Source organism: Streptomyces sp. NRRL S-495, assembly GCF_000966955.1.
Classification (GTDB): Bacteria; Actinomycetota; Actinomycetes; order Streptomycetales; family Streptomycetaceae; genus Kitasatospora; species Kitasatospora purpeofusca.
The window spans coordinates 25,857-38,947 of the sequence record NZ_JZWY01000144.1; the positions used below are offsets into that span (position 1 = coordinate 25,857).

Here is a 13,091-nt window from a genome sequence, read left to right on the forward strand (position 1 = left end):
GAACAAATTAAGACAAAGGGACCAAGGCGAAGGCCGCCGGATCAGGTGTTCCAGAAACCCCGTTTCTCGTTGAACGGCGACATCGAGTTGAGAACCTCGCGCGCCTTCTCAGGGGAATGCCCCCTACCGAGAAGCACCTCGTACACCTTGCCCGCCACCCCGAGGGTTTCTTCGTCAGCCGGACCAGGGCCTCCGAAGGGTTCCGGATCGTCTGCAGTATCGGTCTCGTGGATCACCCGGAGGGCCTGCACCGGAACGGTCTCTTCGAGCAGTCTCAGCAGAGCCCGAACGAGAGCGGGATCTGCGCTCCCATCCTTCGCCACAGCATCGACCAGGGGGTGCTTCCTGTTGATTCGCAGCAGAATCCTGCCATTGATCCGCTTGACGTTCCAAGCGAACCGCAACGGATCACCATGCGACAGTGATGCCACATTGCCGTGCTGCCTTTCAGACCGGGAGGCGAGGTCGCGGGTATTCTTCGCTATGCGCAGCAAGTGCCCCCGAAGTGAGACCGGAGGGACCACGCTGGCCTTCCGCACATCGACACCCCAGTCGGCGTCATTCTCAGCCGGTATGTCGATAGCGATCCGGGCCCGGTTGAACTTCTCCTCACGACGCAGACTCCGGAGCCCCAACCAGTCGCCGGCCAGAATGAGGCGGTCACGTCGGTAAACGTAGAAGCCCTGCTGCCCGAGCCAACCGTGCGGTCCGGCTGCATGTGCGGCCTCGATGTCGGAAAGCCGCCTGACCGTCGGCAGGATGTAGGCCTGCACCCTCACCGACCTTGACCCCAGCGGCAAGACCTCCGGCGGTTGGGTCTGCACCGACGGATGGCCAGAGAGGAACGGGTCCCAGCCGGTCAGCGCAGTACCCCGTACACGGATCCGGCAACGTGCCGACCGTTCAAGGAAGCGGCCGAAGACCATGGCGAGATGCATCTCGGTGCGCTCAGCCTCTGCATAGAACTGTTCTCGGGTCTTCTGATCTTCCTTGGCGACTGCGGCGTCGTGGTAGCCGGACAACTGCTCCCAAAGAACGACCGTCCCATGCCGGCAACCATTCGTCAGTTTTGCGAGGAGAGCAGAGGTCGCCTCGTCTGGCTCTCTCAGCAGTCGCCACTCCTTGTAACGCTCGACCACATCAAGGTCCCAGGTCCGGACCCTCCATCGACCGTCAGTGGCCGTCGCCACCGTGAGTTTGCGGGCCTGGGAGAAGGAGGCCGATTTCAGGCCGACGCCGAACCGGCCGAGGTCGGTCGCACTTCGCACGGTGGACGGACCGCGGGCCGCGACCGTCATCGCCGTCACCAACTCGGCCTCGGTCATACCCCTGCCGTCATCAGTGACAGCTATCCAGGACGTCTGTCCTTCCCAAGTGAAGTAGACATCGACACCGAGAGCGTCGGCCGAGATGCTGTTGTCCACAAGGTCAGCAATGGCTGCGGGGAGCGAGTAGCCAAGCGAGCTGAGTGAGGCCACCATGCCGGCAGGATCAGGAGCCGCGACGTCAAAGTCCATCATCACGCTCCGCGCCGGATCAGTGCTGTTTGCGATCGATTGGTCAACACGCCCCGTACTGGCGGCGGACGCAGGACCTGTCAACGCTCGCGTGGTGGACACGCTTGCACGCGCTCCACACCGGCTGACGCCTCCGCTTGCTGGATGATACCGAAAGCGGTCGGTGCGATGTCGAACATTCCAAAGCTCACGTAGCCCTGCACTGAGGTCGAGCCGCGTGCACAGGGGATGACGGCATCCCGGCGTGCTCGATCTGGCAACAATGCGCATCGTCCTCGCTCAGGGCTTGGACGTCCTCGCGCTCCGAGAGACCGGCGACGGCATCAGCGCTCCCAGCCGACACCCGCTCACCGACGTCACCGCGCCCACAACCACCCTGCCTACCGCCGGGACCACGCGCCACGACGAGACGAACGGCGGCCCGTTGCCCGCCCAGGACGGCCAGAGCGCCTCTCGGACCCCACCGCCGAGAACGCCTCCGCCTACTTCCATCAGGCCAATGCGCGCGCCGCAAGGGTTACAACGCCGTCCACGCCTCACCAACCCACCTGCACAGGCCGGCAGCCACCGCACCCGGCAGTCCACAGGAAGCGTGCGCCGAGCGCTCAGCGAGCCGCGTCGGCCGCCACCCGGAAGCCGATGTTGCCGGCCGAGCTGTCCGGCGTGTTGGAGCTGCGGGCCGCCACCCGGTAGCGGTTGCAGTAGGAGTCGTGGCACATGTGGGAGCCGCCGCGCATGACGCGGGCCGTGCCGTCCGGCGGGCCGACGGGGTCGTGGCGCGGGCCGGTGCGGTGGAAGTCCGGGCTGAACCAGTCGGCGCACCACTCCCACACATTGCCGACGGTGTTGTGGAGCCCGAAGCCGTTCGGCCGGAAGGCCGTCACCGGGGCCGTCCCCCGGTGGCCGTCGGCCGCCGTGTTCAGGGTGGGGAACACGCCCTGCCAGATGTTGCACAGGTGCCGTCCGCCCGGGGTGAGTTCGTCCCCCCACGGGTAGCGGGCCTGCTCCAGCCCGCCGCGGGCCGCGTACTCCCACTCGGCCTCGGTCGGCAGCCGGGTGCCCGACCAGGCGCAGTACGCCTGCGCGTCGTGCCAGGAGACGTGCACCACCGGATGGTTCTGGCGGGTGGTGACCGAGGAGCCCGGCCCCTCGGGCGCCCGCCAGCTCGCCCCGGCGACCGCCCGCCACCACGGCACGGCGGCCACCGCCGGTGAGACGGCCGCGAGTCCGGGCTCCAGGAAGCCCTCGAAGACGTACGAGAAGCCGAAGCCCTCGGCCTCGGTCCGGTGGCCGGTGGCCTTGACGAAGGTGGCGAAGGCGGCGTTGGTGACCGTGGTCGCCGCGATCCGGAACGGGCTCAACTCGACGGCGCGGACCGGGCCTTCGCCGTCGGCGGGGTAGCCGGTCCGGTCGTCCGTGCCCATCAGGAAGCGCCCGCCGGGCAGGCCGGTCAGCTGCCGGGCGACCCGCGAGGTCCGGGGCGGGGCGGCGAGCGTCGGCGCGACCGGGGCCGGGGCCGGGGCGGTGGCGTCGCGGCCGGGGGTGCAGCAGGGCTTGGTGGTCGACACGGGGTTCCTCGTCCGGTCGGGGCCCGGGGCGGCGGACGGCCGCCGCCCCGGGCCGTGGGATGCGGGGGCGGGGTGCGGGGTCAGGCGGCCCGGTCGGCCGCCAGCTGCGCCGCCAGCGCCGGTACGCCGAGCGCCTGTTCCTGCTGCGGCGTGGCCTGGTACAGCAGGTTGGTCAGCTGGTACGGGTCGGCGGCGAGGTCGTAGTACTCGCGGAACTTCACCTCTCCCGTCCCGGACACCGTGCCGTTGGCGTCGGTGTGCAGCGCGTAGTACTCGGTGTACTGCTTGTCCGCCGCCACGTACGAGGACCAGGTGGGCGGTCCGCCCGCCGCCGTGCCCTGCTTCCACCACTCCACCAGCAGGTGGTTCCTGCTGTACGCGGTGAGCAGCGAGCGGCCGTCCTGCGGGGTGTCGGGGGTGATCCCGGCGGCGTCCAGGATGGTCGGGGCGACGTCGATGTTGGCGACGATCCGGTGGTCGCTGGTGCCCGCGCCGAGCCCGCCGGCCGGCCAGGACAGGTAGAACGGCACCTCGTGCGCCGGGGAGTAGGGCACGGACTTCTTGATCCAGCCGTGGTCGGCCCAGGTGAAGCCGTTGTCGCCGAGGTAGATGACCAGGGTGTTGTCCAACTGCCCGAGTGCCACCAGCTTGTCGTGGATCGCCTGCACGGCGTCGTCGACGGAGAGCAGGGTGCGCAGCTGCTTGGTCCGCACGGCCTGGCCGTCGGCGAGGGTGGCGGTGGCGTCCCGGATGTAGCCGGGCTTGTCGCTGCGGTCGGCCTCCGGCACCGAGGGGCGTCCGTTCCACGGCGGGACGACCGTGTCCGCGTACTTGGGGGCGGGCACATTGGGCGCGTGCGAGGCGTACGGGGTGACGTAGGCGAACCACGGGCGGGCGTCGGTGGCGGCCTTGTCGAGGAAGGCCAGGGTGCGGTTCTTGACGATGTTGGTGGTGTAGCCGGGGAGGGTCTGGACGGTGCCGTCGATGTTCCAGCTGGCGTCGTTGTAGGCGGGCTGGAGCAGCGCCCACTCCTCGAAGTGCGGCGGATTGTCCGCCAGGGTCCAGGAGTTGAGGTACTTGCCGAACAGTCCGGTGCGGTAGCCGGCCTCCCGGAGGTAGCGCTGGACGGTGGTGTGCTGGTCCAGGCTGTGCGAGGCGCCGTTGTTGCGCACGCCGTGGTTGTGGGCGTAGCGGCCGGAGAACACCGAGGACCGCGAGGGCGCGCAGAGCGGCGTGGTGACGTGGCCGCGGGTGAAGCGGACGCCGTGGCCGGCGATCCAGTCCACGGTCTGCGGGGTGGCCCACTCGGTCTGCTTGGGCTGGTCGTCGGTGACGATCAGCAGGATGTTCGGCCGGCCGGCACCGGCCGCGGCGGCCGGGGCGGCGGCCGCCACCTGGAGCGCCACCGGGGCGGCGGCGGTGGCCGCCACGGCCGCGGCGCCGGCGAGGAAGCCCCGCCGGCCGATCGCGGAATTACCGTTCGGCTCCGAATCACCGATCTCGCTCATTGCCTTGCCTCCATACTGGTCGATGATTCCGGAACACCGGGCGGGGGAATTCCCCACGGGTGTCACCGGAATTCATTCACGGGGAGGCGGACCACCGGTCGAGGCGACGTCGTACCCGCGCCCCGGACTGAATTCACGGGTGCGGAGACTCGCCGGAGATCCGCGGCGAACACCTCGGGGAACCTCACCGACCTGCACGAACGGTGCGGGTGCGAGCCACCCCGGGAAGGTCCGACGCGCTGCGGCCGGTCCCCGTCCACCCGCCCGGGGACCGCCGCCGACTCACGCCGGAGCGGCCGTACAGAGGGCGCTCGCGAGCCGTCCGAAATCGACGTGCCGGCGAGCAGCCAGGAACTCTCCAGCTGCCATGCGAGCGACTTTAGGAGTTCCCGGCGAGCGCTGGCAATACCCGGGCGCTTTTGTGTCGGCGCCGTTTCGGAGATCCGGCCGCAGGTTTCCGCTCGCCGACACCCGGGCCCCCGCGGCTATCCTCCGACGGTGATCATTCCTGCGGAGCCGGTACGGCTCGTCATCTTCGACTGCGACGGCGTCCTGGTGGACAGCGAGCGGATCGCGGCCCGGGTGCAGATCGGCCTCGGCGCCGAACTCGGCTGGCCGCTCACCGAGGAGGAGGTGGTGGAGCGCTTCATCGGCCGTTCGATGGCCTCGATCGACGAGCAGGTCGCCGAGCGGCTCGGCCGGGAGACCGCCGACCGCTGGTGGGCGGAGTTCGTGCGCCGGCACGCCGAGGAGGTGGACGCCGGCCTGGAGCCGGTCGACGGCCTGCCGGAGGCTCTCGACGCGATCACCCTGCCGACCTGTGTGGCGTCCAGCGGCTCGCACGAGAAGATGGCGCACACCCTGGGCCGCACCGGGCTGCACCACCGCTTCGCCGGCCGGATCTTCAGCGCCACCGAGGTCGCCCGGGGCAAGCCGGCCCCCGACCTCTTCCTGCACGCGGCGCGGCGGATGGGTGTGCCGCCGTCGGCCTGCGCCGTGGTCGAGGACAGCGCCCCGGGCGTCCTGGCCGCGCGCGCGGCCGGCATGCGGGCCTTCGGCTACGCGGGCGGCCTCACCCCCGCCGCCCGGCTGACCGGCCCGGACACCGTCGTCTTCGAGGACATGCGCGAACTCCCCGCCCTACTGGCCTCGGTCGGGCCGTAGAACGGGGAGTCAGGGTCGTGCGGCCCGGGCGGGGCGCGCCTCGCGTCGCCCCCCGCCCGGGTCCGGCTCAGCCGACCGGTCCCAGCAGGGCCGGCAGCTCGGCGACGGACTTCAGCACGTGGGTCGCGCCGTCGGCCCGCAGCCGCTGCTCGTCGTGGGCGCCGGTGAGGACGCCCGCGACCACCGAGGCACCCGCCCGGACGCCGGTCAGCATGTCGTAGCCGGTGTCACCGGCCACCGCGATCTGCCGGACGGAGTCGGTCCCGGTGCGCAGCAGCGCGGCGAGCGCGAGGTCCGGGTAGGGGCGGCCCCGGCCGGCCTCGGCCGGGCAGAGGGTGAGGTCGGCGATGTCCTGCCAGCCGAGGGCGGTCAGGATGCGGTCCTGGGTGGCCCGGGAGAAGCCGGTGGTGAGGACCACCTTGCGGCCCTGGCCGCGGAGTTCGGCGATGGCCTCGGCCGCGCCGGGCAGCGCCTCGCAGTGGCCGGCCTCGACGAGGTCGTGGTACGCGGCCTCGAAGGCGGTGTTGGCCCGCTGGGCCTTCTCCTCCTCGCCGAACAGGTGGCGGAAGACCGAGATCTTGGACTCGCCCATGGTGGCGCGGACGTGCTCCAGCATGGTGGCGTGCTCGGCGCCGCCGGTCTCGACCCCGAGCGAGCCGGCGGCGGCCCCGAAGGCCCGCTCGACCAGGCCGTCGTCGGCCACGGTGGTGCCGGCCATGTCCAGGACGACCAGGCGGATGTCGTTCGACATGTTCAATTCCTTCGACAGACTTACGGGTTGGCGGGCTTACAGGTTCGCGAGGTCGGCGGTGGCCTCGGCGATCGCGGGCGAGCAGGTCATGCCCCGGCCGCCGGGGCCGGTGACCAGCCAGACGCCGTCGCGGACGCGCTCGCGGTGGACCACCCGGGTGGTGTCGACGCACTGCGCGTAGACGCCGGCCCAGCGGCGGCGGACCCGGGGCAGCGGGCGGCCCAGCAGCTCCTCGGCCACGCCGACCAGGTGGTCGTACGGGTCCTCGACCACGTCGAAACCGAAGGGGTGGTCGTACTCGTGGGTGTCGCCGATGGTCAGACCGCCGTCCCGGCGCTGGACCATCAGCAGCTGCATCTTGTGCTCGGCGGCGACCGGCGGCTGCGGCTGGACCTCGCGGAGGTGGTCCAGGGCGCCGCCGGCGAAGGCCGGGTAGTAGCGGAAGGAGTCGCCGTCGGCGACCGAGGTGGTCAGCGGCTCGTCCAGCGGGTCGGTCTGCATCATCTGCAGCCGCACCTTGCGGACCGGCAGCTCGGGCGCCAGCTCGCGGACCAGGCCGCCCAGCCAGGCGCCGGTGCAGAGGATCACCAGGTCACCGGTGTGGACGTCGCCGTGGTCGTCGCGGACGGCGTGCTCGCCGATGACGTCGCGGACCTCGCGCCCGGGCAGGAAGGTGTACCGGCCGGTGGCGGTCAGGGCGGCGCGCAGCGCGGGCTGGGCGGTGCGCGGCTCGACGGCGGCGTCCCGCTCGCACCACAGGGCGCCGAGCAGCTTGCCGCGCAGGGCGGGGTTGGCGGCCCGGGTCTGCTCGGCGTCGAGCAGCCGGTAGCCGCGCGCGGCGGCGTCGGGCAGGGTCAGCGCCTGCTCGGCGACCGCGAGTTCGGCCTCGGTGCGGATCGCGGTGAGCGAGCCGTTGGCGCGGAAGCCGAGGTCGGGGACCTGCCCGCCGATCCGCTCCCACAGCTCGCGGGCCCGCAGCGCGGTGTCCAGCTCCTCGCCCTGTGCGCGGCCGCTGACCCAGACCAGGCCGAAGTTGCGCACCGAGGCGCCGCGCGCCTCCGCCTCGCGCTCCAGGTGGACGACCTCGTGGCCGCGCTCGACGGCCTGCCAGGCGTGCATGGTGCCGAGCACGCCTGCTCCTACGACGATGACTCTCATGCGGCCAGGCTGGTGCCGCCAGATGTCCGAGGGGCGTCCGAGTGGCGGACCGCAGATGAACCGACCGAAAAGTTGTACAGCCAACATGGCGCCCGCCGGGTCTCGTCACAGCTCCCGGACGGGCGCCCCGGCCGGGGTCAGCGCCGCACGGCCGCCCGCAGGTAGTTCCGCCGGCCGAACTTCGGCTCGTCCACCGCCGTCAGCGCCTCCACCTGGAACCGGTACAGCGCCGCCGCGCCCCCACCGGTCAGGAACTGCCGCCGCACCTCCTCGTCCTGCGCGAAGGCCGGGTACCGCGCCTGGTACGCGGCCAGCGCCGACTCGGCCTGCCGCCCCCACGCCTCGCCCGCGCTGCCGGTCAGCTGGAGGCCGCGCAGCTGCTCGCCGAAGACCGGCGGCGGCAGGAACACGGTGGCCGCCGCCCTGGCCTCCTCGGCCAGGTGGTGGCTGTGCCGGGTGGCGCGCTCGCTGACGAAGTAGAGGACGAGGTCGTCGTCGTAGGCGAAGAAGGCGAGGTTGGCGTGCGGGCCGTGCTCATGGCCGGCCGTCGCCAGGGTGAGCACCATCGCCTCGGCCAGCAGGCCCTCGACGCCCTTGCCGAGCTCCTCGGCCGGCCAGTCCCCCTGGGTGATGTCGAGTCGGTACGGCATGAGCAGCACTTCCCTCCACTGGCACGCCCGGCGCGCGGCGCCCTGGCACGACTGAGCCGGGCGGGTGCCCCCGTCGGGGGCCGCCGCGCCCGGCTCACATGCTCTTCCCCGGCACCCCTGCCGCACAAGGGTCGGGACAGCGTCCGGCCTGCCGGTTCCGTACCGCCCGGTACCGCTCAGTGCCGCCCAGTGCCGCTCAGTCCCGCCCGGCCCCGCCCAGTGCCGCTCAGTCCCGCCGCACCCCGACCGGCCGGCCCGGGCCGGCGACCGCCGCCGCGGCCCCCGCGCCCAGCAGCGGCCGCAGCGGACCGGGCGGACCGGTGCGGGCGTGCGCCACCAGCGGCCCGGCCCGGCCGGCCGCGAGCACCAGCGGCACCGCCACCAGCACGCCGACCACCGCCCCCACCAGGACGTCGTGCGGATAGTGCACCCCGACCCAGACCCGGGAGGCGCCCATCAGCACGGCGGCCACCGCGGCCACCGCGCCGATCCGCCGATCGACGAGGAACAGCGCGGCGGCCGCCGCGAAGGCGATCACGGTGTGGTTGCTCGGGAAGGACCAGTCACCGGGGCCCGGGCAGCTCTCCAGGGTGTCCCGCACCCGCAGCTGCGCGCACGGCCGGACCTCCTCCACCAGCCCCTTGAAGCCGGAGTTCACCACGTAGGCGAGGAGCACGACCGGCGCCGAGGCCAGCACCCGGGCCATCACCGCCGGCCCGCCGTCGCGCGCCCGCCACCAGGCGGCGAGCATCAGCAGCGCGAAGAGCCCGAGGCCGAGCAGCGACCAGAGCTCGACCAGCCGGTCGAGCCAGTGCGGCGCGGCCTCCGCCCAGCCGACCACCCGGCTGTACAGGCCGCCGGAGACACCACTGCCGTCGTACACGGCCAGCTCGTGCACCGGCAGGCCCTGCACCGGCAGCCCGTGCAGCGCCGCCTCGCGCGCCGCCGGGGCCGGGACCACTGCCGTCACCGGGCGGCACCGGTGCGACGGCGGGCCCGCCGGTCACCGAACAGTTTGCAAACAATCGGGAGCATAGGGACAACTACTACCAGAACGGCGATCGGCACCGGACAACGGTCGATACCGGGCGCGCCCGAGCCGGACCGCCGTCCACCCCCGCACCGCCACCATGACCAGCATTCGGACACGCGCCCCTGCCACGCACCCGTGCGCCGGGCGCGCACCCCGCAGGCCCCGCGCGCCCGCTTGCCGCCGCCCACCTCGGCCGCCCCGGAACCGGGCGCCTGCCCACCGCTCCCGGCCCCCCGTCGCACCCCTCCCCACCCCCGGCCGGACACTCCCGGTCATTGGCATGTCCACTCGCATACCGTCGGGTATTCCGAGTTGGCAGACCCCATCCCCAGGAACGGGTGGCGCCCGTACTCTTTCGTCAGCGCGTCGGCCCCGGCGCGCCCTCGAACGGCGGCGAGGAGCGAACCGAGTGCGGCAGCCAGGACGGCAGACCCGACGACCCGAACGTCGTACTCCGCAGACCGCGGCGGAGCTGGCCAAGGTCCACGAGCGCGCCCTCGCCGAGGCCGCCGCCCGCGCCGCCACCCGCGAGACCACCCCCGACGACCCGTCCCTCTTCCAGCCCCGCCCCGAGATCGGCGACTCCTGGGAACGGCTGCGCCGGCTCGGCCTGGACCCGGACGCGGGCGCCGCCGCCGTCCACCTCGGCCCCGCCGAGATCGAACACCGCCGCCGCACCAGCGGCCTCGACCCACTGCTCCCCGTCCTCCGCGACACCCTGCTCGAACAGTCCGGCCAGCCCCCGCTGATCCTCGCCATCGCCGACGCGGACGGCCACATCCTCTGGCAGGAGGGCGAGCGCGGCCTGCGCCGCAGCGCCGACCGGATCGGCTTCCTCACCGGCGCCCGGTGGATCGAGGAGAGCGTCGGCACCAACGGGATCGCCGCCGCCCTGCGCGCCCAGCGCCCGATGCAGGTCCACTCCGCCGAGCACTACCTGCGCAGCCACCACTCCTGGACCTGCGTCGCCGCCCCCGTGCACGACCCCGGCACCGGCCGGCTGATCGGCGCGATCAACCTCAGCGGCCCGGCCCACTCCGTCCGCCCCTACCTGCTCCAGCTGACCGCCACCGCCGCCAAGCTCGCCGAGACCGAGCTGCGCGCCCGCCGCCTCGAATCACTGCACCACCTGCGCACCCTCGCCGCCCCGATGCTGGCCCGGGTGAACGGGCCCGCCCTGGTCGTCGACGCGGCCGGCTGGACGGCCGCCGCGGCGGGCCTGCCGCCACCGGCCCGGCTGCGACTGCCCGCCGAGGGCTGGAGCACCACCGCCGTGCACTGGCTGCCCAGCCTGGGCGAGTGCGTGATCGAGCCGCTCGCCGACGGCTGGCTGGTCCGCCCGGTCCCGCTCCGGAACACCGCCCCGGTCGTAGCCGGGACCCCCGACGACCCCGACGACCCCGACGGCCCCGGAGTTCCCGCCGAGCTCGGCGGCCTCGGCGGACTGCTCGCCGAACAGGCCGAGGGCGCCCGGGTCCGGCTCGACCTGCGCCGGCCGGGCAGCCCGGCGCTGTCGGTGCACGGCGCGGCCGGCAGCTGGTCGCACGCGCTCAGCCCCCGCCACGCCGAACTGCTGCTCCTGCTCGCCACCGAACGGAACGGCCTCAGCGCGGCCCAGCTGGCCGACGCGCTGTTCGGGGACCCGGCCAGGACGGTGACGGTGCGGGCCGAGCTGTCCCGGCTCCGCCGCCACCTGGGCGGCCTGCTGGCCCACCGGCCTTACCGCTTCGCCGAATCGGTCCTGGTCGGCGTGGCCGGACCGGAGGACCCGTACGACCTGCTGCCGTCCTCCTCGGGCCCGGCCGTGCGCAGGCTCCGCGCGGGACTGGCGAGCGGCACCGTCCGGCTCCCCGGCCCGCCGCCCTCACCGGGCCGGCTGCCGGCTCCGCGAACCGGCCGGGTCCCACTGCCACCGGCCTGAGCACACCACCGGTCCGAGCACGCCACCGGTCCGGTCGCCGTCCGTCGGCCCGGGGGTACCCGCCCCGGGCTCAGCGGCCGCCGGAGAGCAGCTCGGACAGCTCGGCGTCGCTCGGCCCGTGGGCCCGCTCCGCCTCCTCCGAGACGAGCGCGTACGTGCGGTCCAGCCAGGCCCGGACCTTCGGCTTGGAGACCTCCAGCAGGGCGCTGCCGTGCGGTGATTCCAGCGCCAGGTGCAACGTCGAGCCGTGGCACGGACAGTAGGCCGGCCACAGCTTGACGTCGCCCTGACCGCTCAACGAGCGCAGGCCGTCGCGCAGCAGTTCGCGCGAGAACACCCAGTCGGCCTCGTCCGGCCGCCCCAAATGGAACGTCAGCAGCACCTCGTACGGGCGCGCGGCGTCGAACCGGAACCGCGTACGGACCTCTCCGACCACCTCCTCGCCCAGCGAGATCCGCAGGGACAGCACCTCCTCCACCGCCGCCGGAGCGGCGGTGGAGCCTGCCTCTTCGCCGCCCGTGGGGGTAGCGGCGAGAGGGGCACTGGAGGGTGCTGGCAGCGGGTCGGGCGGCATGACGGTCTCTCCGGGACGGCGTGGAATGCCCCCCAGACTGCGCCACCGCGCGACGGACCGGCAAGGGTTGCAAGGGGGTTGCAATAATCCCCGAACGCTCCCGGGATCCCTTACCGCCCTTGTCAGACGGACCGTCAACTTCCGCTGGTCAACGGGTTGTCCACGGATTTGATCCATTCGCTCCGGGCTCTGGCCACCGCCCGGGTGCCCGCTGCTACGCTCGTCCCCCTGCCGGCGCACGCCCGCGCGCGCACCCGGTGGACTCCGCACGCGCGGCCCCGGGGGGACAAGCTCGGGCCGGGCCCGGACGCATCCCGGACGACGCTCCCCGATCGGTTCCCGGTCGGACCGGCCGTACCGGGCGGCCGGCCGCCCGGTCGGCAACACCGGTGCCGCCGTCGGTACGTGGGAGAATGCGGCGACCGCAACGGTGACTTCAGGGGAGGGAGGGGTCCGGTGGGTCCGTCCGAGGACACCGGGCAGGACACGGCGTACCCGCACGACCGTTACCGCACCAGGCACGGCCGGCACGGACGGCCCGGCCCGTTCGGCGGCCGCCTGCGACTGCCCACCCTGCGGTTCTCCGGCGCCGCGATGGCGATGTCCACCGTCGTGGGCATCAGCATCGCCACCACCCTGCTGCTCAACGAGCAGCAGGGCGTGGGCCGCCGGGCCGGGGTCGCCCGGGTCGGCTCCAGCGCCCCGCCGCCCAGCCCGGCCGTCGACCCCGACAGCAGCCCGGGTACCGCCTCCGGCGCCACGGCCGGTCCTGCCTCCGGCACCACGGCCGACCGGGAGACCAGCACCTCGACCGCCACCGCGGGCCGTCCCCCGGCCACCCCGGCCGTCCCCGTGCCCGGCCCGACCGGCCCCAACGAGCCGAACGACCCGAACGGCCCGACAGCCGGTCCGCGTCCCGCCACCCCGGCCGCGCCCCGCGGCGACTCCCCCACCGGCGTACCGCTCGCCGAGGGCCCGCCGCCCCGGCACGGCGTGACCGGCGAGCCCGCCGGAGGACACGGCGACGGCACCGGCACCGGTACGAGCACCGGTACGGGCACCGCCGGCGACGGCCGGGACACCCTCGCCGCCGGGCAGCCCGCCGAGGAGCAGCCCGCCTCCCGCAACGCCGACCGGCCGACCGCCGACCGGCCCGCCGAGGAGCCGACGCCCACCGCGACGGCCCCGGCCACCCCCGCGCCCTCCCCCTCGCCGACCGCGCCCCGCCCGCTCGTCCCCGTCCCCGG

10 protein-coding genes and 1 pseudogene are annotated in these 13,091 nt (G+C 73.6%); 3 read left to right on the top strand and 8 right to left on the bottom strand.

Annotation, left to right across the window (positions count from 1 at the left end):
- Window positions 1–41 precede the first annotated feature (41 nt).
- From VR45_RS10085 to VR45_RS10095, 3 genes are all read right to left on the bottom strand, one after another.
- On the bottom strand, window positions 42–1,520 hold the full coding sequence (locus tag VR45_RS10085; protein ID WP_234325912.1) for an ATP-binding protein: 1,479 nt from the start codon (window positions 1,518–1,520) through the stop codon (window positions 42–44).
- Between the two features lie 602 nt (window positions 1,521–2,122).
- Window positions 2,123–3,085 carry a formylglycine-generating enzyme family protein gene (locus VR45_RS10090; protein ID WP_045939345.1) on the bottom strand — a complete coding sequence of 321 codons (963 nt, stop codon included), beginning with the start codon at window positions 3,083–3,085 and terminating at the stop codon, window positions 2,123–2,125.
- Between the two features lie 80 nt (window positions 3,086–3,165).
- A complete protein-coding gene (locus tag VR45_RS10095) occupies window positions 3,166–4,593 on the bottom strand; it encodes a sulfatase (RefSeq protein WP_045939346.1) in 1,428 nt (475 codons plus the stop codon).
- Between the two features lie 498 nt (window positions 4,594–5,091).
- Here VR45_RS10095 and VR45_RS10100 point away from each other — a divergent pair, with 498 nt between their 5' ends.
- Window positions 5,092–5,757 carry an HAD family hydrolase gene (locus VR45_RS10100; RefSeq protein WP_234325913.1) on the top strand — a complete coding sequence of 222 codons (666 nt, stop codon included), beginning with the start codon at window positions 5,092–5,094 and terminating at the stop codon, window positions 5,755–5,757.
- Window positions 5,758–5,824: 67 nt separating this feature from the next.
- Here the strand turns inward: VR45_RS10100 and VR45_RS10105 are convergent, their stop codons facing one another.
- The 4 genes from VR45_RS10105 to VR45_RS10120 form a co-directional block, all read right to left on the bottom strand.
- A complete protein-coding gene (locus VR45_RS10105) occupies window positions 5,825–6,508 on the bottom strand; it encodes a phosphonatase-like hydrolase (protein WP_045939347.1) in 684 nt (227 codons plus the stop codon).
- Window positions 6,509–6,544: 36 nt separating this feature from the next.
- The gene (locus VR45_RS10110) at window positions 6,545–7,666 is read right to left on the bottom strand and encodes a TIGR03364 family FAD-dependent oxidoreductase (protein WP_045939348.1); all 1,122 of its coding nucleotides are present in this window, start codon (window positions 7,664–7,666) and stop codon (window positions 6,545–6,547) included.
- Window positions 7,667–7,803: 137 nt separating this feature from the next.
- Window positions 7,804–8,316: a pyridoxamine 5'-phosphate oxidase family protein gene (locus tag VR45_RS42170; RefSeq protein WP_159394164.1), complete on the bottom strand. Its 513-nt coding sequence runs from the start codon at window positions 8,314–8,316 to the stop codon at window positions 7,804–7,806.
- A 226-nt stretch (window positions 8,317–8,542) separates the two neighbouring features.
- Entirely contained in the window at window positions 8,543–9,286 is a 744-nt protein-coding gene (locus tag VR45_RS10120) for a phosphatase PAP2 family protein (protein WP_353612675.1), read from the bottom strand.
- A 472-nt stretch (window positions 9,287–9,758) separates the two neighbouring features.
- Between VR45_RS10120 and VR45_RS10125 the strand changes: the two genes are divergently transcribed.
- A complete protein-coding gene (locus VR45_RS10125; protein WP_052708976.1) occupies window positions 9,759–11,270 on the top strand; it encodes a GAF domain-containing protein in 1,512 nt (503 codons plus the stop codon).
- Between the two features lie 70 nt (window positions 11,271–11,340).
- Here the strand turns inward: VR45_RS10125 and VR45_RS43865 are convergent, their stop codons facing one another.
- The gene (locus tag VR45_RS43865) at window positions 11,341–11,844 is read right to left on the bottom strand and encodes an SsgA family sporulation/cell division regulator (RefSeq protein WP_079008455.1); all 504 of its coding nucleotides are present in this window, start codon (window positions 11,842–11,844) and stop codon (window positions 11,341–11,343) included.
- 456 nt (window positions 11,845–12,300) lie between these two features.
- On the opposite strand from VR45_RS43865, the pseudogene VR45_RS10135 reads away from it, so the two are divergent.
- A pseudogene (locus tag VR45_RS10135) lies at window positions 12,301–13,091 on the top strand (hypothetical protein); the annotation flags it as partial.